The 22861-nt window shown below is 46.7% G+C and carries 21 protein-coding genes and 2 pseudogenes; 7 read left to right on the forward strand and 16 right to left on the reverse strand.

Translation table 11 applies throughout. The annotated features are described in order from the left end of the window. Positions 1-232 precede the first annotated feature (232 nt). From FU659_RS26125 to FU659_RS26135, 4 genes and pseudogenes are all read left to right on the forward strand, one after another. On the forward strand, positions 233-544 hold the full coding sequence (locus FU659_RS26125) for a transposase (RefSeq protein ID WP_147950257.1): 312 nt from the start codon (positions 233-235) through the stop codon (positions 542-544). After that, positions 529-1419: pseudogene (locus FU659_RS26130) on the forward strand (IS3 family transposase); the annotation flags it as partial. The gene FU659_RS26125 and the pseudogene FU659_RS26130, both read left to right, overlap by 16 nt. Positions 1420-1637: 218 nt before the next feature. Then, complete coding sequence (locus FU659_RS35820; protein ID WP_187274406.1) at positions 1638-1799, forward strand: hypothetical protein; 162 nt, start codon at positions 1638-1640, stop codon at positions 1797-1799. Positions 1800-2008: 209 nt separating this feature from the next. Beyond that, positions 2009-2617 (forward strand): DUF3298 and DUF4163 domain-containing protein, encoded by a 609-nt coding sequence (locus FU659_RS26135; protein ID WP_147950259.1) that lies wholly within the window; start codon positions 2009-2011, stop codon positions 2615-2617. 2 nt (positions 2618-2619) lie between these two features. Here FU659_RS26135 and FU659_RS26140 read toward each other — a convergent pair whose 3' ends face one another. The 6 genes from FU659_RS26140 to FU659_RS26165 form a co-directional block, all read right to left on the reverse strand. Beyond that, positions 2620-3588, reverse strand: a complete 969-nt coding sequence (locus FU659_RS26140) for a TRM11 family SAM-dependent methyltransferase (RefSeq protein WP_147950260.1) — start codon at positions 3586-3588, stop codon at positions 2620-2622. Between the two features lie 33 nt (positions 3589-3621). Beyond that, positions 3622-4218 carry a TetR/AcrR family transcriptional regulator gene (locus tag FU659_RS26145; protein ID WP_187274407.1) on the reverse strand — a complete coding sequence of 199 codons (597 nt, stop codon included), beginning with the start codon at positions 4216-4218 and terminating at the stop codon, positions 3622-3624. A 234-nt stretch (positions 4219-4452) separates the two neighbouring features. Beyond that, the gene (locus FU659_RS26150; protein ID WP_147950262.1) at positions 4453-5241 is read right to left on the reverse strand and encodes a hypothetical protein; all 789 of its coding nucleotides are present in this window, start codon (positions 5239-5241) and stop codon (positions 4453-4455) included. Next, positions 5238-6350, reverse strand: coding sequence for a copper amine oxidase N-terminal domain-containing protein (locus FU659_RS26155; protein WP_147950263.1), 1113 nt, complete (start codon positions 6348-6350; stop codon positions 5238-5240). The genes FU659_RS26150 and FU659_RS26155 overlap by 4 nt, the downstream gene beginning before the upstream one ends. Before the next feature lie 16 nt (positions 6351-6366). Further along, on the reverse strand, positions 6367-7512 hold the full coding sequence (locus FU659_RS26160; RefSeq protein WP_261808062.1) for a S1C family serine protease: 1146 nt from the start codon (positions 7510-7512) through the stop codon (positions 6367-6369). A 143-nt stretch (positions 7513-7655) separates the two neighbouring features. Next, a complete protein-coding gene (locus tag FU659_RS26165) occupies positions 7656-8537 on the reverse strand; it encodes a LysR family transcriptional regulator (protein WP_147950264.1) in 882 nt (293 codons plus the stop codon). Between the two features lie 132 nt (positions 8538-8669). Between FU659_RS26165 and FU659_RS26170 the strand changes: the two genes are divergently transcribed. After that, positions 8670-9740 carry a branched-chain amino acid aminotransferase gene (locus FU659_RS26170; RefSeq protein WP_147950265.1) on the forward strand — a complete coding sequence of 357 codons (1071 nt, stop codon included), beginning with the start codon at positions 8670-8672 and terminating at the stop codon, positions 9738-9740. A gap of 937 nt (positions 9741-10677) precedes the next feature. On the opposite strand, the gene FU659_RS26175 is transcribed toward FU659_RS26170, so the two are convergent. From FU659_RS26175 to FU659_RS26195, 5 genes are all read right to left on the reverse strand, one after another. Further along, positions 10678-11109 carry a YkvA family protein gene (locus tag FU659_RS26175; RefSeq protein WP_147950266.1) on the reverse strand — a complete coding sequence of 144 codons (432 nt, stop codon included), beginning with the start codon at positions 11107-11109 and terminating at the stop codon, positions 10678-10680. Positions 11110-11337: 228 nt separating this feature from the next. After that, positions 11338-12213: an N-carbamoylputrescine amidase gene (gene aguB / locus FU659_RS26180; protein ID WP_147950267.1), complete on the reverse strand. Its 876-nt coding sequence runs from the start codon at positions 12211-12213 to the stop codon at positions 11338-11340. 15 nt (positions 12214-12228) lie between these two features. After that, positions 12229-13257, reverse strand: a complete 1029-nt coding sequence (locus FU659_RS26185) for an agmatine deiminase family protein (RefSeq protein WP_147950268.1) — start codon at positions 13255-13257, stop codon at positions 12229-12231. Positions 13258-13407: 150 nt separating this feature from the next. Further along, complete coding sequence (locus tag FU659_RS26190; RefSeq protein WP_147950269.1) at positions 13408-14145, reverse strand: metallophosphoesterase family protein; 738 nt, start codon at positions 14143-14145, stop codon at positions 13408-13410. Between the two features lie 16 nt (positions 14146-14161). Further along, on the reverse strand, positions 14162-16279 hold the full coding sequence (locus tag FU659_RS26195) for a dihydroorotate dehydrogenase (protein ID WP_261808064.1): 2118 nt from the start codon (positions 16277-16279) through the stop codon (positions 14162-14164). A 29-nt stretch (positions 16280-16308) separates the two neighbouring features. Between FU659_RS26195 and hmpA the strand changes: the two are divergent. Further along, positions 16309-17525, forward strand: a pseudogene (gene hmpA, locus FU659_RS26200) (NO-inducible flavohemoprotein). A 16-nt stretch (positions 17526-17541) separates the two neighbouring features. Here hmpA and FU659_RS26205 read toward each other — a convergent pair. From FU659_RS26205 to FU659_RS26215, 4 genes are all read right to left on the reverse strand, one after another. After that, positions 17542-18081, reverse strand: a complete 540-nt coding sequence (locus FU659_RS26205; RefSeq protein ID WP_147950270.1) for a Crp/Fnr family transcriptional regulator — start codon at positions 18079-18081, stop codon at positions 17542-17544. Positions 18082-18136: 55 nt separating this feature from the next. Further along, on the reverse strand, positions 18137-18430 hold the full coding sequence (locus FU659_RS35825) for a hypothetical protein (RefSeq protein WP_187274408.1): 294 nt from the start codon (positions 18428-18430) through the stop codon (positions 18137-18139). A gap of 458 nt (positions 18431-18888) precedes the next feature. Continuing rightward, positions 18889-19383 (reverse strand): hypothetical protein, encoded by a 495-nt coding sequence (locus tag FU659_RS26210; protein ID WP_147950271.1) that lies wholly within the window; start codon positions 19381-19383, stop codon positions 18889-18891. 170 nt (positions 19384-19553) lie between these two features. Then, entirely contained in the window at positions 19554-20732 is a 1179-nt protein-coding gene (locus FU659_RS26215; protein ID WP_147950272.1) for an ROK family transcriptional regulator, read from the reverse strand. Between the two features lie 216 nt (positions 20733-20948). On the opposite strand from FU659_RS26215, the gene xylA reads away from it, so the two are divergent. After that, complete coding sequence (xylA, locus tag FU659_RS26220; RefSeq protein WP_147950273.1) at positions 20949-22268, forward strand: xylose isomerase; 1320 nt, start codon at positions 20949-20951, stop codon at positions 22266-22268. An 83-nt stretch (positions 22269-22351) separates the two neighbouring features. Here xylA and FU659_RS26225 read toward each other — a convergent pair whose 3' ends face one another. Continuing rightward, entirely contained in the window at positions 22352-22825 is a 474-nt protein-coding gene (locus FU659_RS26225) for a CBO0543 family protein (protein ID WP_147950274.1), read from the reverse strand. Between the last annotated feature and the right edge of the window lie 36 nt (positions 22826-22861).

Here is a 22861-nt window from a genome sequence, read left to right on the forward strand (position 1 = left end):
TTGTATTCAAGGTTCATATTCCTGCTGCTGCCGATTACTCTTCTGTCGAAGACTCCTCAACACTGGACGTTGCAGTTGTATTTTGCAGCTCGGAGATTGCGTTGCTGGAACGCTGCAAAAGGTGCTTACAGCTCGGCAGAATGTAGAAATCGAGTCTGTAAGCATGTTTTTAGAGTTAGTATAGAAAGTGGACATCACGTAAGGACATGGAGATAATGAACTTACTAAGAGAATGAGGTGTCCGCCTGTGTCAGAGAGAAGACAAAGATTCAACGAGACGTTTAAGGAAGAGACGGTTAAATTTGTACAAGAACAAACGAAGTCATTACCCCAGATAGCGGAAGAACTGAATATCCCAGTTGGCACACTCCGCCAGTGGATGGGTAAGTACCGCAAGTTAGAGAACGAGCCGTTAGCCAGCGGAGATACACTCCGCGAACAAGCGCACACCATCACGCAGCAAGAACGAGAAATTACAGATCTGAAAATGGAGATCGACATCTTAAAAAAGGCGATGCACATCTTCAGCAAAGCAAGGAACTAAGGTTCCAGCTTATCGAAGATAATTGCTCCAGGTATCCCGTGGAGAAGATGTGCAAAGTACTGGGCGTATCTCGTAGTGGCCATGACAAGTGGCGTAAATCCAAGAAGAAAAAGGGTGTTAACAAGACCCGCAGAGAGCAATTGCTGAAGCGGATTCAGTGGCACTTTAAGGACTCCAAGGAGCGCTACGGCAGCCCTAAAATTACCCATCAGTTAAAGCAAGAGGGATGGACAGTTTCCGAACGTCTAGTGGGCCTGATCATGCGTAAGAATGCCTTGCGCTCCATCGTTTCTCGGAAGTATAAGGTCATCACGACGGACTCCAATCACGATAATCCGATTGCACCAAATGTGCTTAATCAGAACTTTAATACGACTGCTCCAAACAAGATTTGGGTAACAGATATTACCTATATTCCTTGCCGTGAAGGAAGAATGTATCTGGCTAGTGTCATGGACTTATACACTCGAAAGATCGTGGGCTGGAAGTTAGGTGATCGTATGACGACCGACTTGGTACTAGATGCATTGAACCAGGCTTATTTAGCTAAGAAACCAGCTGAAGGACTCATTCACCACTCTGATCGTGGGTCGCAATATACCTCCGAAGATTACCGTGCCAAGTTAGAGGAATACAAGATGACTGCAAGCATGAGCCGAAGAGGCAACTGTTATGATAATGCCAGCATCGAGTCCTATCATAGTATTCTGAAGAAGGAACTGATTTACTGTACGCGTTTTAGAACCAAAGCTATAGCGCACAAAGAGATCTATCAATACCTCGAATTCTTCTATAATCGGAAAAGAATCCATGGTTCTTTGGGCTATTTATCCCCTGATCGGTTTGAAGATCAGTATTATAAAATGGCATCCTAATGCCCTATGAGTGTCCACTTTCTTGACAGAGGTCCATTTTCGAGCTTATAGAACTGGAACTAGTGGAAGTTCAATGATTGATAGCCTCAAAATAAGAGGCTTAACCACTTATTATGAGGGGAATAGAAAACTCACACATTGCTTCAGCCGCCTATGCATGAAAACGAGACCTCAGTGGCATACTTAGTTAGTTGAAAAAAATAGGAGGTGAGTTTCAGATGTCAACAAACGAAAACAACGATGTAGTGAGCCATGCCATTAATGCGGCTCAAGCAAACGCCGAAGACAGCAAATCCAAAGAGCAGGTGGAGCAACTATCCTCCGAGCTGCAAAATACAACTGCAACGTCCAGTGTTGAGGAGTCTTCGACAGAAGAGTAATCGGCAGCAGCAGGAATATGAACCTTGAATACAAACACGAAGCACAAAAAGAGCTTTCCTACAGGACCATTCGGCCTAAGGAGAGCTCTTTTCACTTGGGATGCTGTAGATACTCCCTATTATGAAGTCCACCTGAACTCATCCAACCATGAACCAAGCGCCCACTTCTCGAATAATGTGTAGGAAAAACGTTGGAATGGATGATAAAGATGAACGGCATGGAACAACCCGTTAATATACAAACCAATCACGTGCAGCGCGATAAACTAAATCTCTTATACCCCACTGTTGTAAAGTCAACGCCTTATGCCGCACAACACGCGATTAACACCGCTGTTGTCAACGCCGTCAACAAACAGCTTCATGAGCAAGGCTACCCACAAAATCCGGCCACGGATGTGACTGCATATTTTGAGCTCAAAACGAATCAACGTGACGTTCTTAGCTTGTCTCTGATCAACTATGCCTTCTCTGGTGGGGCGCACGGCTTAACGATTCAGAAATCACTTACCTTCGATACCGATAATGGAAGACTGTATGCCTTAAAGGATTTATTTAAACCAGGCAGCAACTACGTCGCTAGGCTATCTGCCATGATTCAAGCGCAAATTAAAGAAAGAAATATCCCTTTGTTGGTCGACTTTAAGAGCATCCGTCCTGATCAAGATTATTATATTGCGGACAAGGCATTGATCATTTATTTCCAAGTCTATGAACTTGCCGCCTATGTGTATGGGTTTCTGTATTTCCCCATTTCCGTTTATGCGATTCAAGATATCATCAAGGAAGATGGGCCTTTGGGTAAAATGATGTACTAAAATTACTCGCACACAAGGATCTGTCTGCGGAAGTTGCCTTTACGGACCATACAGCGCTCGGCAATGCGAAAGCCCGCTTGCTTGATCAGCGGATCAATCTGCTCCGTCGTTATGATGACAGCCCGGTGCTTCGTCAAGCGGCGAGCGCTCTGTAGCATAAGAAGCTGCTCATCCTCTGGCAGCTTCGAACAGAGGTTGTATGGCATATCGAGGATCAGCGCATCATAACCGCCCTCTGGGCTGGCCAATGACTCCGGCCCCTGCTCGCTTGCGGCCCCGAGGGTCCGCATATCTCCGTGACTCACCACATTCGGCATGCCGAAGTGGTCCAGGTTCACCCGCGCGCCGCGCACGGCCAGCGGGTTCATGTCGTTGCCAACGATATCGATGCCCATCGAAATCGCTTCGATCAGCACCGTGCCGATGCCGCAGCACGGGTCAATGACCCGCCTGCCCGCGATCTCTGGCACGGCAATGTTCACCACCGCCCGCGCCAGGCGAGTACCCAGGGCGGTCGAGTAGTTCTGCGGCTTCTGCTGATGCTGAAGCCATACGGCTTCGCCGTAGCTGCAATCGCCGAACAACCATCGCCCTCCCAGCTCCGTTACGGCGAACCACTGGTCCGGCTGTCGCATCTGCGCTTTGCCGCGGACATGCCGGCCCAGCTCGCGTTCGACGTCCCGCTGGCGGTCATAACTGACCGCCGTGTCCGTCTCCGCGAACACAACCTTGAATGTTGACCCCCGCACGGTCAACTCGCCAACCCGAGAGGCCAGCTCCTCTACGCTGCCGGCCTCCAACCAAACATCCAGCCGCAGCTTCAGAAACGGGCTGCGGCTTGGCTCTACACAGCGCGCGCTAACGGCGTGGCGCGCGCCAATAACGACCCCTGCGCCCAGCAGGCTGCGCAGCTCTAACTGACATAACGCCTGCTCATCTTCATGGCAGGCGTACACATACACATACTTCATATTCGCTCCAACTTTCGTTTCACTTGCTTGTGCCTACATTAGCGATCGAAGGATGAACCGGAAAACATCATTCCCCTTCAAGGCTCCTTCCGCGTCTTTGGCGATCACATTTTGCACGCGTAATCCATACGTGTAAGTAAGGAACATCGTCGCCGCTTGCTTAGCATCTACAGACGCTGGAATGGCGCCTGCATTTTGACCTACTTCAATCCAGCGAACCGCCATCTGCAAAGAAAAATCGTACAAATCCCGCATCATAGCAGCAACCTTAGGATGATCATTTTGACTAAGTAAATACGTAAAAATTTTATTCGAAACATCCGCATCGTCCGTATGCGCAAAAATACCCGTCGTGATGCTTTGAATAGGCAAGGACGCGTCCGGCCCCTTCGTACTGGCGACGGCCTCGTTGAATTGGTCATTCATCGCTTCAGCTTTGGACTTAAGAATCAAGCCCATCAATTCATCTTTACCAGATACATAATGATAAATGGCACCTTTCGAAAGTCCTGTGCGCTCAATAATATCTTGCAGCGTCGTTTGACGGCACCCTTTTTCCTTAATTAACTGTTCCGTGGTTTCCAAAATGAGCTGAAAACTTGCGCTGCGTTGTGTAGCATCTATCGTCATGAGTGCGCCTCCCTTATGTCCTATACAAGTTGAAATTGAGTTCATGTCCTTCTGCCACACGATACTCTCTATTGTATACCAACGGTCGGTCGGGTCAAGTCATTATTGCAGTCTGTGCCGTATCATCTGTCCGGTTGCTAAAAATCCCCCTTTCCTTTGCCTCTTCCTTGTTACACATAAAAACCCTCTCCCAGTCCACCATGGACTAGGAAAGGGCATAAAAGAAACAACCGATTAATTACTGCTTTGAAAAGATTTCATAGTGTCACTGATTTGTTTCTTCATGAATGCGGTATTGGTTGCTTTACTGTGCGAATCAGAAATCATATATGTTGTACCGTTCTTTATGAAAGAGATCGTGGTCGTCACAACATCCTTATACTCCCACACCACCCAAACGGCAGTAACCCCATTGATGGTTTCCGTACGATTTTCGGTTTCTTTGATATCGGATGCTTTTACTTTCGTACCAATACCATCTTTAAACTTTTGAATCGTTTCCTGCGGAGTTAAGTCTTTTATATCTGTCCCTACGACGAAAAAAGCTCCTGTCATATAAGTAAACGCTTGAAAGTCTTTCGTACTCTTTCTTGTATCTGCCTTCCATTCCTCCGGTACCTGGAGCGTATAGCCATAGTTTTTATTTTTGACAGACCTCATCTTGGATCGATCATAATCGTCATAGCTATCTTTAATTGTACCTAATGAGCTGGAAGGTTTCGTAATTTGGACCGAGTTGAGTATGGATTGAAGGAAGGTCTCGGACAAATCGTCTTTTTTGTCAAATTGAAATGCAATCTCGTATTTATAATCACCTTTAATCAAGTGGTTGCTGTCGGATGCATCCCAATTTGTTTGGTCATAGGTGTTCCCAGTTCTTACCTCGATGGCTGGATTGCCATCAATCGTCAATTCTTTAGGCGATTCAACCTTTTGATACTCGGGCACATACCGTTCGGTGAAGCGTTTCACTTCTCTATCTACCCATTTTTTTAGCGTATCTCCCTCTTTTTTGGAGGTCACGCGAATGAAAATCCCTTTTGTTTCTTGGGGTCCGCAAAATAGAGGGCTTCATTACTGCCGTTAACTTTGCTCCAATCTGCGGGAAGCGTGAGGCTCACGCCATAAGTTTCGTCACTATACTTACGGTTGCCATCCTTTACCTTAGACAAGTCCTTCAACGTTTTATCTGACGCATCGAACGTTAGTTTAAAGCTATCCAATAAATCTTTGTAAGCATTGTATTTGGTTGTAATTTTGTAGTTCTCTTCTTTTTTTATCGTAAAATAAATGATGTACACCTTATCGCCTTGCTGGTACGCCCGATATTCGTACATTTTGCCGTCCGCTTTAGATAAGATCAACGCGTAAGCACGTTTACCTTCCGACACGAACTTTTTCTCCAATACAGCTTCTTCTACTTCATCCGCAAGCAAGCCTAATAAAGCATCTTCCGACATGTTCTCGCTCATATCGCTCTCCACGGAGACTGATATCTTAAATTCACCGTTCGCATCATCGAAGGAGACGTAGTCTTCTTGGAAGCTCTCATAGCCTTTAACTAAACCGGAAGGATATTTCATTGACCAACCATAGAAGCTATTGCCAATATGGGTTTTTCCGAGATCAGAATCAATATCGCCGCTGCCTGTCGAAGCCGATTGATTGCCTGTAATCGTAATGGAAGAGGTGGACTCATCATAACCAACTTTGGCGCCAAATTTCTCGGCAATAAAGCGTAAAGGAACCATCGTTGTTCCATTTTTCAATTCAGGGGAAGCCTCAAGCTGCTCTTCTGTCCCATTAACGGCAGCAGCCATGCTGCCTATTTTCATGGAAATGGCCGTGCTGCCATTCTTCAACCCAACTGTCTGTGTTTCCGAATCCCAGCTTAGCGTTGCCCCAAAGGCAGTTGTAATCACGCGAAGCGGAACAAGTGTAGCACCCTTGCTCACATACGGTGTTTCTACGGTAATTGCTTGATCATTAATCGTAATATAATCGTTGCCTAATTTGAGTTGAATGTTGATCGTTTTGTCGGATGCAGGGGCATTGTCTGCCCAAGCTATTGCAGGCGTCAGCGCCAAAATCAGAAGCATAGCATAAATCAGGGTATAACGTATTTTTTTCATGAGTCACCTTCCAAGACTATTGATTAGCCTCTATTAGTTTAATTTCTTTTTGCACGATATCCCCGTTGGATTGCATAGTCAATGTGACCTTATCCCCAGGCAAATATCGTTTCAGGAGTTCATTCAAATCTACCAATGTTTTAATGTTAATCTTATCTATCGAGTATAGGACGTCACCTTCCTGAATACCCAGCTTGGAAGCAGCGGTATTCTTATCGACACGAGAAACCTTGAGCGGCTCTTCCGTCGGAAGACCGACGACTGCAGCCCAACTCTCCTCCACTTCCAATCCTAGGGCAGGGCGGTTAACTTTGCCATAGGTCAAGAATTGGCCGATTACATACTGTACAGTGTCAGAAGGAATCGCGAATCCAAGTCCATCCACGCCAACTGAGGAAAGCTTAAGGGAGTTGATGCCCACGACCTCGCCGTTCAAATTCACAAGCGCTCCGCCGCTGTTCCCGGGATTGATTGCAGCATCGGTCTGCAGTAAACGGTACATCGCATGCAAAGAGCGGTCAGTTCCACTAATGACCCCAACGGTTACCGAGTTGCGCAGGGCAAAGGACATCGGTGTACCAATCGCAATGACGGATTCCCCAACTTCAATATCGGCGCTCTTCGCTAGTGTAGCTACTGGCAGCTTAGCAGCATCGATTTTCACTAAAGCCAGATCGCTTTCTTCATCCATATGTGTCGTTTTACCCGTGTATTGCTTGCCTTCGGATGTAACGACAATAATTTGTTTCATACCTTTAACCACGTGAGCATTCGTGACAATCATTCCGTCCGATTTAATAATAATGCCCGTACCATGGGCAAGATTAAAGCGATTATCGGAATATGAAGCTGACTCATTTAAGGGCTTTCCAATAATTCCGACGATGGAAGGCGATACCTTCTTAGCGACTGCTGCCACATTGGATTTGGATGTATAGGTATATTCCTTAGATGACGAATCGTAACTCCCGCTTCCGCCGAACGATTGAACAACATCAGAGGCTTTAATATACACCTCTCCATCCATCTCTTTCGCGGACCAATGCGCAGTCGCAGGTATGAGGAAATTCGTGTTTGTCGGCTCTTGGGCAGCCGCATAACCAGCGCTTAATAAAACTGAAGCCGCGAGTAGGGTACATACAACATATTTAGTCAGTTTCAATGATTTTGCTTCCTTTCTCCTAGTAAAAATACACAAAATCTATTATTGCATAGAAAAGGAAGCACTTGTGAGAAATTGTGCTTATTTTAGCAATTCTTTATAATCACACATAATTTGTCGGAGGTTATTTCTTTATCGCAGGTTTATATCGTCTCACTAATCCGCTCAATCAGCTGCATGATGAACTTATCTGTCGTCGTGCATAAGAACATATCCTTTCGATATACAATACCAACCATTTTCTCAGGAACGGGATCTATGATCTGAATGCTGTGAATCTCGTCGTTTAAAATGCCCTTCACATAGGAATAGGGCAGAATAGCGCCGCACACATTGTGCTTAGCCATCTGCAGCAAAGACTCCAACGTGGAGAGCTCCAACACAGGCAGAAGTTCGCAATCAATGCGAGCGCAGCAATCCTCGATCATTTGCCGCACATAAAATTTCTTCTGCAGCATGGCAACCGGATATTGATTAAGCGCTGCTAAGCTGATGGTGTTTACTCCTGCAAGAGGATGCTGACTTGAAACAACTAACTGCAAACGTTCGTTGTAAAGCGGCGTTCGTTGAAGCTGCTCGTCTTCATCCGGCAGAAAAACGACGCCAATATCAAGCTGATTGCTCAGAAGCCCCTCTCTCGTCTCTTCGGTGGCCAATTCGGTAATAGACAGCTCTATTTTGGGATAAAGCTTGTAGAACGTTAGAATCGTCTCGGTTAGCAGATGATTGCCTGAGCAGCCAATACGCAATTTCCCGCGCTGCATCCCTCTAATTTCATTGATGGCCGCTTGTGCCTGATCCAGCTCGTGGAACATGTTTCTGCTATGTCTGTAAAGAATTTGTCCGGCTTCAGTAGTATGAATCTTTTTTCCGATACGCTGAAAAAGCGGCGTCCCAACGCTATGTTCCAGCAAGCGAACTTGCTGACTCAAGGTAGGTTGACTAATCCCGAGCTTTTCAGCCGCTTTGGTGAAATGCAGCTCATCACAAACAGCTAGAAAATACGTTAGCAAGCGATGTTCCATCTGGTGCTCCCTTGTCATCATAGTTATTAACTATGATTTTAATTGTTAATTAGGAATTGATCAATGATGGTTATATTTTATATACTAGTAGTTAAATCATTTCATTCGCGGTAGCGAGAGGCGGTAATCGATATGTATGGAACAATTCGTATAGAACAAAACCCACATGCGAAAGATAAGCCCTCTGTAGAGGATGGCCTCGGGTTTGGACGTTATTTCACTGATCATATGTTTGTCATGGATTATGCAGAAGGCCAAGGCTGGCACGATCCGCGCGTCGTTGCATATGGACCACTTACACTAGATCCTGCGGCGATGGTTTTTCATTATGGGCAGGCTGTGTTTGAAGGGTTGAAGGCTTTTCGCACAGAGCAAGATGAGATTTTGTTATTCCGGCCTGATCGTAACGCAGCAAGGTTAAACCGTTCCAGTGAACGACTGAACATACCTCCGATTGACGAGGCCTTCATGGTTCATGCCGTTCAAACGCTTGTTCGTCATGATGCGGATTGGGTGCCCTCGGCAGCAGGTTCTTCGCTCTATATTCGTCCCTTCATTATCGCTACCGAAGCCATGTTAGGCGTTAGACCGTCAGCACAGTATACGTTCGCTATCTTACTCTCTCCTGTAGGCGCTTACTATGAGGAAGGGCTTCAGCCGATTAATATTCTTGTTGAAAGCCATTATGCTCGCGCCGTTCCCGGTGGGGTTGGCAATGCCAAAGCAGCCGGCAATTACGCAGCGAGTCTTAAAGCGCAAATGATTGCCAAAAAACATAACTGCGCTCAAGTCCTCTGGCTGGACGGGGTTCATAAAACATACTTGGAAGAAGTCGGAAGCATGAACGTTTTTATTAATATTAACGGAGAAATTGTGACTCCCAGCTTGAGCGGCAGTATTCTCGATGGCATTACCCGCAGCAGCGTTATACAGTTGTTGCAGGATTGGGGCGTTCCGATCTCCGAACGGAAAATATCCATCGAAGAGATTGTTGCCGCTTATGAGAATGGCACCCTTCTGGAAGCATTCGGTACGGGTACCGCGGCTGTTATTTCGCCGATCGGCAAACTCGTTTGGCAAGGAAAAGAGTTGGTCATGCATCAAGGAGGAATTGGAGAAATTACTTCTAGGATGTATGAGGCCATTACCGGCATACAAACAGGAAAAATCGAGGATGTTCATCACTGGATGCTGCCCTGCTAACCGACCAAGCCCTCGCAGCTTTTGGCGGCTTACGTGAACGAAGAGGTCGTCTAGAGCGGGGAGAACGGGATGCCGCAAAATTATTTTGCCGCAACATAGGGTGACCACTCCGAGGTCCATTCGACGACTTGCATCCGGAATTTGAAGTATACGATTGGTGAGATTCGAAATCCTCTCCGATCAACTTGAAAAGTATGATGGAGCGAGAAGTCATTCGCCTTGCCTGCACAATCACCCGTCCGCTGTGCCTCATAGATATAGCAATTCACTTAAACATCAACCATCGTACCGCTGTCTGAACATTGCAACGAACGTGGTGATCCTGGGCGTGCGATGTGTCACCGCCGCATCGCGGCTGTCAAACCATTGCAATTACTCTGCGCTAAGGGCTGGTTTTCTCCTATGACCGGCGCGAAAAGCAAACACGTTGTGCGATATAAGCTTGGGCGAAGTGCGATGCAGCGACTATAGTTGAAGAAAACCTGCAATTGTACATTTTTAAATAACGCCATGTATCCAGCAGCTTATTATTCATGCGAAAATACATTTTCTCATTCACCCATCTCAAATTAGGACAATAAAGAAGCGAAATACCTGCAGATTTGCAAGATTTCCCTACTTAAAGACAATTACAGTCGAAAATAACTGCACGCTTACAGTTTAAGAGCAGCGCTGAACTAAAAAGCAGCATGCATTAACCCACAGAGGCCACTGATTTAAATCTCAGAAGAGCCTGAACGAAGAATCGTTTGAAAGTTAGTGTGAACTTCAATTTCGATCAGTTGCGCAGGCCATTTACGAATGATCTTTCATGTGATACGAAAAGATAACGAAAAAACCGTTAAAAGCCATTTTACAGGCTAAAAACGGTCCTTTTTCATCTTAGAAAAACGTCTATAAGACTCTATCAGTAGCCTCGCTAATTGCTGGGCTTTTTTTATTTTTTCTCTAGCTCCACCTTTAGAGATTCGTTCTTTTTCACCAAAAGCTGTCCGTCAATATCGAGAATGTCGCGGCTGCTAACCCCATTGGCCCCAAATAAATCCTGTAGTTTCTTCTTCGCCTTCATCTTCACATCATCATCGATACTCTTTGCAACGGCCACCAATGCGAGTCCAAGGACACTAAAATCGTCCACATAACCAATGATAGGCAAAAAATCAGGAATTACATCAAATGGTAAAATGAGATAACCTAGCGCACCATAAATTTGAACTTTGGCTTTAAGGGGTGTTTTCGGGCTATCCAAGGCATAAAACAGCAGCAGTCCAGTGTAAATGACCTTACTTCCTGCCTTTTTGGCGCCTTTGGTAAGCTTTGACCAAAATCCGTCTGTCGAGAAATATTTTTCATATTTGGTAGTGTTCATTGATTATCACTCACTCCCATGCCATTTTTGTTTATATGCCAAATAGACCCTGTTTTCAGTATACCATGCCTAAGGTTAAGCTCTTCCACATATATTACCCATGTATAAGTGAAATAAAGCACCTCTGGCACAGCCAGATGGCGTAGATGACGGGTCATGAATGACATAGTCGGCTAGCGCACCCTCTCAAAAAAAGACAGCCACCCAGAAGGATGACTGTCCAATTCCTTAAAATACTTGATTGCCATCATAAGTGGCAATGGCCTTGTAGAGATCCGGACGGCGATCACGGAAAATGCCCCACTCAATACGCTGAATTTCCAGCAGATCCAGATCAAACTCAGCGACGAGCACCGTTTCTTCGGAACGTCCAGCTTCCACTATCTTGTTCCCCTGCGGGCCTGCAATAAAGGATGAACCGTAGAAGTTGATACTCGATTCTTCATCTTCTTCTTTCCCAATCCGATTGGACGCGATAACCGGCATTAAGTTTGCCGCGGCATGGCCGAGCATACACATTTGCCAGTGATCCTTCGAATCGATGTTGCCATCCTGCGGCTCAGAACCGATGGCAGTCGGGTAGAACAACAGTTCCGCCCCCATCAAAGCCATGCATCTTGCTGCCTCCGGGTACCACTGATCCCAACATACGCCTACGCCAATTTTGGCGTAACGCGTTTTCCATACTTTAAAGCCAGTATCCCCAGGATTAAAGTAAAACTTCTCCTCATACCCAGGGCCGTCCGGGATATGACTTTTGCGGTAAAGGCCAAGCACCTCGCCGTCAGCGTCAATCACGGCAAGCGAGTTGTAGCGAGCGTAGTTCTTTTTCTCGTAAAAGCTGATAGGCAGTACGACCTGAAGCTCTTTGGCAATTTCGCGGAAATGATTGACCGCTTTATTGTTCTCTAACTCAGTCGCATAGCGGTAATAGTCGGATTTCTCCTTTTGACAGAAGTAAGGCGTCTCGAACAGCTCTTGGATTAAAATAATTTGTGCGCCTTTGGCAGCCGCTTCACGTACCAACGCTTCTGCTTTGCGAATGTTTTCATCTATATCGGCAGAGCAGCTCATTTGGGTCGCTGCTACTTTTACATTTCTCAATCGACTCACCCTTTCTTACTTGCTCGCTGGCATTTGTTGTGTCGTGCAGTGGACGTTTCCGCCCTCTTTAATAATCGACATGCCGTTAATCGTCCGAATTCGACGATCTGGGAAAGCAGCGCTCAATACTTGCTCCGCTTTACGATCCGTTTCTTCCGCGGTACCGCCAAAAATCGGCAAAATAATGCCGCCATTCACAAAATAAAAGTTCAAATAGCTCAACGTCAGACGCTGATCTTCAAAGAAGGTTAACGGCGGTTGTTCGATCTGAATAATCTCGAAAGCGCGTCCCTTCGCATCTGTCGCCTCGCGTAAAATCTGCAAATTTTCCTGCGTAATCGCGTAGTTAGCATCCTCGGGATCGTTGCAAACCTGGATAATCACCTTGCCTGGAGCGGCAAAGCAAGCGATATTATCCACATGACCGTCTGTTTCATCACCATCTAGTCCTTTATTCAGCCAGATGATTTTTTCGACGTTAACGAAACTTTTGACATGCTCTTCAATTTGTTCCCGGCTCAGCTCCGGATTGCGGTTCGTGTTCAAAAGGCATTCCTCGGTGGTCAGCAGCGTACCTTCGCCATCCACGTGGATAGAACCGCCTTCCATGACCAAGGGTGCATCAAAGCGTTTGACACGGTGATGCTCCAAAATTTGTGGGGCTACTTGATCATCCAGATCCCACGGGGCATATTTGCCTCCCCATGCGTTGAACTTCCAATTGACAGCTGCGATTTCCTGCGCCTCATTCAACAGAAAAGTCGGTCCGTTATCGCGAAACCAAGCATCATTATGCGGGATGGTTAAAAACTCGACATTCGGTTCTTCGAAAAGAGCCTTCACTTGCTCGGCATCCTCAGGATTCACGATCACGGTCACGGGTTCAAATTCAGCAATTGCCTTCGCTAGATCGGCATAACCTTTCGTCACTACGGCATGATCTTCCGGATAAACCATCGACGCTTGAACCGGCCAAGAAATGAAGGTACGCTCATGAGTTGTCCACTCTGCGGGCATTGTATAGTGTAATTCTTTAGGTTTCATCTCATCCATCTCACTTTATATATAAATTTGTTGGTTGCAGCTAGGATGCGTTCATGGACGCAAATTGTACCGTCTTTCATCATAACCCAAAAGGAGCTTAGGCTCAATGTCAATGGCATGAAAAAACGGATAAAGCTGCTCACGCCAGCTTTACCCGTTTTTCTTTTTTCCGCGATATTGACCTGTCCGCAATTCCAAGATATAAGCCTCAAGATCAGGCATTTGCTCATCCTTGGCTTGCTGTACAGCCCGTTCAATGTCATAAGGCACTCGCACGTGTTGAATGCTAAATGCCGCAGCCTGCTTACTCATATAATGCCCCTCAAGAATGGCATAGGAGGCTTGCGTCATATCAAGAGGATTGCCTACGCTGCCGGTGTTGAACAACAGCTTGCTTTTTAAAATCTGCAAATAGGCGTTATGAACGTCACCATAACCCGCCACATCGGCTTGACCTATCTCTGTGCAGGAATCCGAAGCATCAAACATCGACAACCGTGTTTCCATCGAATCCCATGGCTGAATACGTTCATAGACACTTCTAGGAGAAGCATGAAACAGCCTTACAAACTTTCCACTCATCCAAAACTCGAAGCTAAACGGCAAACCTTTCAAGTAATCTATACGCGCTCTGCCAAGCCTCGCCTGATGCCATAGCAGAACAGAATCGTTCGTCGGATTCCCAATAAAATCATCCCAGTTGCCCATGATGACAACTTCACATGAATCCCGCACGAGATCGACAATAAGATCCGAATGCGGACCTTTTCCTACTGAATCCCCGAGGCAAAAGATACGTGTTACGTGACGCTGTCGTATATCCTCCATAACCGCCTCATAAGCAGGCATATTTCCATGGATATCTGAAATAATAGCTAGCTTCTCCATTAACCTGTACCTGCCTTTATGTTAAAAGTTCCTTCTTAGCTTGATGGCTGCCCTGTCCGCTCGCGCGAAGCACCAGAAACGGGTGCATTAAGTAAAGCCCAGCCACATACAGCATACCAGCGACATACACGGGAAGCAGATGGACAAAATCAGTATAACCGATGTGAAAATGAACCAACAGTCCCGCAGCAAACCCTGGCAATCCACCCCAAAGGAATGTCCACCATAACCAGCTTTCCCCTTGGTTTACCCCCCACAATGCAGAAGCAACAATCGCTATCGCCAACGAAAAAAGAGCTCCGCCGAAGCCTGCGCGGTCATGTGCGATAAGAGGAAGGATACGATCACTCCAAGCCGAGAGCTGTTCCGTCGCCACTCCCAAATACGTTAAGTCAGAGGCTACAAAAACGGTTGTGATGCCGACTAAAGATATGATTACTCCCCCAACAGCCAAACCAAACCCTAATATAACGAAGCAGCACTGTCCCCATTGCGCTCTTCGCCAAATTGTATCATTGCGCAGGCTGGGCGGCTTTCGTGAGGGACGATCTCTCAGCCCCCGCAAGGTCAGCAGCAGCATGGGCAGTAAAATAACGGCTACCACTGCGTGAAGAGGATCGAAATAACCATGACCCAAATAAAGAAAAAAGCTGCTGAACCCCACTGCACATGAAGTTAATACGGCAGTACGCGCCCAATGCAAACCTAAGCGAAGACCATGGCGAGCTAATTGATTATAAAAGATACCAATAGAAACCATCGTCCCGGCTAAGGTCATACGGTCATGCGACATGAAATGAATAATATGCCCATTAAAACGATTTATGACACTTCGATTCATTCGAAGAAAGGTTTCATCGTAGGGTAAAAGAACGCTCGTTGATGCGATGAGCAAAGCCAGCACGCCACCGATCATCATGCCGATGCCAAGCAAGCTCATCCAGCCCCAATTCGCCCAGAAGGATGGCGCTTTCGGCTCTTCCGTATTCCGGATGCGTTCATATAGGATCGCATCGTTGATTCGCTTCGGCAGGCCGGGGCCGGCGTAGACCAAACCGCTGTGCAGTTGGACGCTATTGGCTCCGGCTTCCAATAGCTCCAGCGCGTCCTGCGGCTGATGAACGCCGCCAGCCGCAACAATGGCACTGCGCTCGCCGAGCGTCTCGCGCAGCAAGCGAACCCGGCTCAGCTGGGCGCTGAGCGCATCCGCACCGCCGACGCGAATGCGGCGGGTGCCCTCCTCGCTCAGCGCTTCGCCGACGACGACACCGCTCCAGCTGTCCAGCTGGGCGTCGTCCACAAGCTCACGCAGCATCCCGATGGGATAATGCTGCGGCAGGTAAAGCAGCAGCGGCTTCCCCGGGGCCGCTGCCGCTGCTAATCGGCGTACCTCCGAGAGGTACGCCACAGCCTCATCCGATGGCCAGCCTTCGGCGAGGCCATCGATGTAGAACCCCGCCGCGTACGGCGCTAGCTTCGAGAGCAGCTCCTGCTGCTCAAGCAGCGCCTCGCGCGGCGAGCTGCCCGGCATCGGCCGCAGCCGCACGAAGTGCGGCAGGCGATGCCCCGTTCCCTTGCGTAGGCGCGTGGCAATTGCGTCCGCGCCATCATTGGAGTAGCCATCGGGGTAGACGATGGCCTCATGCTCCAATTCCCTTAGAATCGGCTCATCACTTCTCACCTCACGGACCGTGACAGGTCCGATTTCGATGAAGCCGATCCCGAATTGCGCGATTGCTTTGTGTGCGACGCCATGCAGGTCGAGTGACCCGCTAAGTCCAATTGGGCACGTGATTGGCACACCGGCCAGCTCATCTTCCAAGATGGGCGACAGCTCCATATGCCCCATTGTTTTGATCACGAGCGTGCCTCCGGGAATACGGCTTAAACCGCCTATGGCCCCGAGAGTAAGATCCCGTGCGATGCGTCCTGGCAAACCAAAAAGTAAAGGCCGAAATATACCGTGATAAGACCAGTCAGGCATGCAAACGCTCCTGTTCAATGAAAATGGAAATTTCTTCATTCTAGTATAACGCTTAATCATCAAGGTGGGAACCGTCACAGATTGTTGGTTTTTCCAGTGATTCAAATCACACATGGCCAATTTTCTTTCCGCTATACTTAGCCTATCCACCCATACCAAATGAAGATGAGGCGATCCTAATGCTAAACGAACATACAATAAAAGTCATCAAATCAACCGTACCCGTGCTCGAAATCCATGGTGTTGCCATTACGAAAAGATTTTATGACATGCTATTCACAGCTCATCCGGAGCTTCTCAATATGTTTAACCATGCGAATCAGCAACAAGGTAAACAGCAAACTGCCCTCGCGAACGCAGTCTATGCCGCCGCCCTTCATATTGATCGATTGGAAGCCATTTTACCTGTAGTCAAGCAAATTGCGCATAAGCATCGCAGTCTTGGCGTCAAAGCTGAACACTATCCTATCGTCGCCACCATCTGTTGGCGGCCATTCAAGACGTACTAGGAGATGCCGCAACCGACGAGATTTTACAAGCTTGGGCTGATGCATATGGCGTAATCGCAAACGCTTTTATCGGTGTTGAAGCTGAGATGTACGAGACGACTGAGAAGCAAGAGGGCGGTTGGGCGGATTTCAAGCCTTTTCGCATTGTGCGCAAAATTAAAGAAAGCAATGTAATTACATCCTTTTATTTATCTCCTCAAGATGGCGGAATGGTTCCTGACTTCGAGCCTGGGCAATATGTCAGTGTAAAGGTGCAAATTCCAGGTGAAAACAACACCCATATTCGCCAATACAGCCTATCGGAGGCTTCGGGAAAGCCCTACTATCGTATTTCTGTTAAAAAGGAAGATGGTCTTGCGGCGAAACAACCTGCGGGGAAAGTTTCAGTTTATTTACACGACCAGACCAAAGAAGGAGATGCTTTGTGGCTTTCCGCTCCGGCTGGTGATTTCACCTTGGATCAACAAGATACTCGACCTGTCGTGTTAATTAGCGGTGGAGTTGGCCTTACTCCTCTGCTCAGTATGCTGAACACATTGGCAGCAACGCATCCTAGCCGACAAGTCACCTTTATCCACGCCGCACAAAATAGCGATCATCACGCTTTCCGCAAGCAAGTAGAAGAACTGGCCGAACAGCACAAGCAATTGAGCGTTTATTGGTGCTATGAGAGACCGACTGAGGTCGATCAAGCCAGTGCCGCTTTTCATAAGCAAGGCTATATCGATTTAGCTTGGCTGCAAGAAGTCGTACCATCCCCTGCGGCAAGCTTCTATTTTTGTGGGCCGACTCCATTTATGAAATCCGTGAACGGCGCGCTTCGAGATTGGGGGATCCCCGAAGCTGATCGTCACTATGAGTTTTTCGGTCCTGCGGGCAGCCTGTAATTCAAGCAGACATTGATCATCTTTCATCCTTTTCAGATTCCAATCGATTCCGCGCTTGCGCGGCCTGCTCCCGCAAGAGACGATTAACCGTCTCACGGCGAAGCCCGATGAACTGACCGATTTCTTCTTGCGTCAACACGTCCGTAAGTGTCATCGTCCCCAAATAGGTTTGAAACCAGCGCTGGAGCTTTATCAGCTTAGTCGCAGGTGAGACTGACGTTAATTGATCGATTCGCTGCTGCATCATACGTAATTTATCTTGGAGTTGAGCTGCTATCGCACGGAAGTGCTCCGGGTTTTCATCCAAATCCCTATACCACGACGCTGCTGGAAGCACCTCAACTTCGCTTGTTATTAGAGCAACAGCCGTTCCATAGTAAGGACTTGGACTGATCAAAGAGTGGTGCGGAATCGTTTCATCCGGCACGATAATATTTACAAGTGTCGGGGTGCCATCTTCATGGACACGGACGATTTTCAGAAGACCACTTTGAATGCGATATAATGCCCCCGTCTCTCCTTGACGGAACAACGTCTCTCCCTTATGTACCTTCATATTTGGTCTCCTGATTATTTATGATTGACCTTGCAGCATCCTTCCAAGCACCAATTCAAGTTGGTTGATGGGAAAAATCCTCGATATTCTTGGCTATGTCGGTGGATATATATAGCTGACGAGGTTCATAACAACAAAGTAAATAATCGATTGCAAATGATCTGACAGCCCATTTATCTGTTTTCCAGTCAAATTTTGGACCCCTAAAAGAGTGTGGTTCAACAGTCTCTTTTTCATTCTTACAGAACCGTTTCCAAGCTTCTCTTCTTCTATAACGCTGAAAATCAGCTTTACATTTCAAGTTCTCGTCCGCTTTCTCCTTTTTCACCTCTGTAAGCAGGTTTTTCATTCTTACAGAACCGTTTCCAGGCTTCTTTCCTTCTTTAACGCTGAAAAACAGCTTTACACCTCAAGTTCTCGCCCACTCTCTCCTTTTTCATCTCTGTAAGTAGGTTTTTCATTCTTACAGAACCGTTTCCCAGGCTTCTCTCCTTCTATAACGCTGAAAAACAGCTTTACATCTCAAGTTCTCGTCCACTCTCTCCTTTTTCACGTTTTCCTTCTACAAAGCCGCTCATCAGCTCCCGACCGCTTGTAAGCATAATGTTATTAGGGACCTTACAGCTGATGTCCAGATCAATTGTGGAAACGATCGCCTAGTTGGAGCTTTCTCTTTTATCCAGTAATGTGCGGACACCTGCTTTTTTCCATATACGGTGACCGTTAAATCTCCCAGTTACACATATAAATAGTTAAAAAAAGCGACAGCATTTCCAGATGCTGATCGCTTTTTTTAGTTCACCTTATTTATAATTCTTTCTTCATAGGCATCATCTTGTCGCGGATTAGTTCCAGTGACAAGGACCATTTTGAAACCCAAGCCACCTGTTCTACCTTCCCAATAAGCCAAACAGACAACATCAGTCCCAAGAGTGATATAAGTACGGCTGCGGGCAGGGCCCAAAATGAAGTTGGATGAGCAAAATAAGGAACGAATGAAACCGCCAATATGGGAGCTGCGTTCCATTTGAAGAATTGAATGAGAGAGATCGTAATCAATGCGGTTACAAAAAATGAAAGAGCACCATGACTAATGCTGTATAACAAGCTACCTAATAATACCGCGATAATTGCCCCAATTGTAATGCGCCAGACATCTTTAATTTGATCTACGCGATGCATAAACAAAAAGCTAAACGCGCCAAGAGTCGGATAGAACACCATCTTCATGGATGGGAAATGATAGGATGCCCAATAAGCGCCCATCAGATAACAACAGATGACAAACGAACGCAGAAACATTGTGGTTCCCGTCCTTTTCTCTTATTTCATTATATCTTTATTTCATTATATCTTTATTTCATTTCTTCATCTCTTCATTAGAACCTCAGAAAAACCCAGTAAATTAATCGGCAATATTTATTTTACAAAACATACAAACTATAGGTCAATCGTTTATTTGGCAAATGACCTTAACTCCGCTCTACCGACACGGTCGTCGAAGCAAAAAACTTCGCCACTGCGAAGGATGAAGCGCCCAATACCGTCGAACGATCGCTAAGTGTACTGAATTCTACATTAAGCAGCTTCCGTGGGTGAGGGATTGAACGCTTCTCCAGCAGATTCAGGAGTGGCTGCATCAACCATTTCTCAGCTCCGGCTAATCGGCCGCCAAGAATAATATAATCGGGATTGTAGCCGTTAATAATGTTCACAACACCTACACCAAGATAATAACCAAGCCGCTCGAACAAACCAATGACTGCCTGATCGCCGCCATCCGCTTTGCGAAGCAGCCACTCCAGATTTGCCGAGCCGCTTCCGAACTCATGTCTGGCCTGCTCCAGCAGAGCAAGCTCTGAGGCGTAAAGCTCCCAACAACCCAAGCTGCCGCAGCGGCACTTAGGCCCATCATGCTGAATCGACATATGTCCGATCTCGCCGGCAAATCCGGTAGCTCCACGGTACAGTTCCCCCTTCATAATAAGGCCCGCACCGATCCCGATCCCAATAGAGATATAGACCAGATTTGCCGTGTCCTTGCCCGCGCCGAACTGCTTTTCACCGACAGCCCCTGCGTTCGCTTCGTTATCGATGACAACCGGAATGCCAAATTCCGTTTCCACCTGCTGCTGCAGCGGCACATTCTCCCACCCAAGGTTCGGTGCGAACAGCAGATTGCCGTTCTCGTCGCAAATACCGGGTACGCCAATGCCAATGCCAATAATGCCGTAAACGCTCTGAGGGGCATGTCCGATTAACGTTCTAATGCTTGCTTTTAGCAGTTGGGTGACTTGTTCCACAGAAGAATTGTCATGTTGAACTCTATGTTCATGAACAACCTTGCCGGTCAGATCCGTTAAGACGGCCAGAATATCATGCACACCCAGATCCACACCGATGGCATAACCCGCTGTTCCATTAAATAGCAGCATCATCGGTTTACGCCCGCCGCTGGATTGACCGACGCCGATTTCATCGACCAGACTGCTCTCAATCAACTCATTCACTAGGCTGGATACCGTTGCTTTCGTAAGACCGGTAATTTCTGCGATTCGAGCACGCGAGATCGGTGAATCCGTGCGAATATGGTGCAGCACGATCGATTTATTTATTTTTTTAACCAAATTTAAATCGCCTGTTTGCTTCATGTTGACCCCCATTGGGCTCCCAAATGGCCCATCTTTCTAAGCAAGAGCTTGCTTCTATAAAAAGACTGCAACGAAGTAGCTTCTGAATGAAATGATTTTAACATGAAAGACTTTTTCATGCATTAACTAAGTTTGTTTAATGAATTTACAAACTATTCAATTGATGCTATGATGTCTGCATAAGGACTAATAACCTACTTTATGGAGGCTGGATGCATGAGTTATTTTGATAACATTCCAACAATTAAGTACGAAGGCCGCACATCAACGAACCCGCTATCTTTCAAATTTTACAACCCTGATGAAGTCATTTTAGGCAAAAGCATGCGCGAGCATTTGCGATTTGCAATCGCTTACTGGCACTCTTTCTCGGCTAATGGTTCTGACCCTTTCGGCAGCGGGACTGCCATTCGCGCTTGGGATCAATACACCGGCTTAGAACTGGCCAAAGCTCGCGTTGAGGCTTGTTTTGAACTTCTAAACATTCTTGACGTCGACTACTTTGCTTTCCATGATCGGGATATTGCTCCTGAAGGCAGCACCCTGCAAGAAACGAATAGGAACCTTGACGAAATCGTTGCGCTCATCAAACAAAACATGCAATCCAGCGGCAAAAAATTGCTTTGGAACACCGCCAACATGTTTACAAACCCGCGCTTTGTACACGGCGCAGCTACGACGAATAACGCGGATGTATTCGCTTATGCCGCAGCACAAGTGAAAAAAGCGCTTGATCATGCCAAAGAGCTTGGCGCTGAAAACTACGTTTTCTGGGGCGGCCGTGAAGGCTACGAGACTCTTCTGAATACAGATCTTGGCTTGGAACTCGACAACTTAGCCCGCTTCCTCCACTTAGCTGTGGACTATGCCAAAGAAATCGGCTTTGACGGACAATTCCTGATCGAACCTAAGCCAAAAGAGCCATCCAAGCACCAATATGACTTTGACGCTGCAACCACACTTTCATTCTTACAGAAATACGATCTGCTGCCGCATTTCAAATTAAACCTTGAAGCGAACCATGCTACACTGGCTGGTCACACGTTCGAACATGAGCTTCGTGTAGCCCGTATCAATGGCATTCTTGGCTCCATCGATGCTAACCAAGGTGACCTGCTGCTCGGCTGGGATACCGATGAATTCCCAACCGACCTCTACGCAACAACTCTTGCTATGTATGAAATCCTGCTTAACGAAGGTGGGATCGGCCGCGGAGGCGTAAACTTCGACGCAAAAGTTCGTCGTTCTTCCTTCGAACCGATAGATGTGGTGTATGCTCATATCGCGGGTATGGATTCTTTCGCTCGTGGTCTGCAAGTAGCAGCCAAATTGATTGAAGATCGCGTATTCGAGAACATTCTCGATACACGCTACGCCTCATTCAAATCCGGTATCGGCGCTGATATCGTCTCCGGCAAAGCAGACTTTAAGAGCCTTGAAGCTTATGCCCTCGAGAACAGTAACAACATTGTGAACCAATCCGGTCGTTTAGAATTAATTAAAGCAACTGTTAACCGATATCTAATTAATGCTTAATTGCTAGGCAAGCCCGCTTCAGCCATTGGTTGAACGGGCTTTTTGAGTAGATAAAGTATATGTGTATAACTTTTGCTTCGCATCTACTTCACGAATTCACTTCGAAAAAACCACCGATAAAATAAAAAAGAAATATACAGAGTTGCCCAGATGCTTAGAAACGACCAATACCAGGTCCAAGTCATGTATTCGATTAACTCCGTATGAACTTCAATCATGACTTCAATAACGGTAATAGCCGCGGGATAAGCCATCATATATAAAAAGCGGACCCATGCACTTTTTTTGACAGGATAATACAGGTTCATGTAAACAGCAATAATGGGATAACCCATAAATTCAAACGTAAAGCTCGTCCGATTTTCATGAAGTTCTCTTACCGGATATTGAAGCCAGCCATTTTGTACAACGATAAGCCCTAATATCCAGCTTAAAAACTGTTGGAATAAGAAGATAACTTGAGCTTCGCGTCTATGACGTTTTGGTATGAAGAAAAAAGCAGCAATAGCGATCACCCATACAGCGATAAGGATTATTCGCTCCCAGCTTACAATCATAGCGATATACCTATCCTTTCGTGTCCGACTTCCGGT

It is taken from the genome of Paenibacillus sp. N3.4 (assembly GCF_008017805.1).
Taxonomy (GTDB): domain Bacteria; phylum Bacillota; class Bacilli; order Paenibacillales; family NBRC-103111; genus Paenibacillus_E.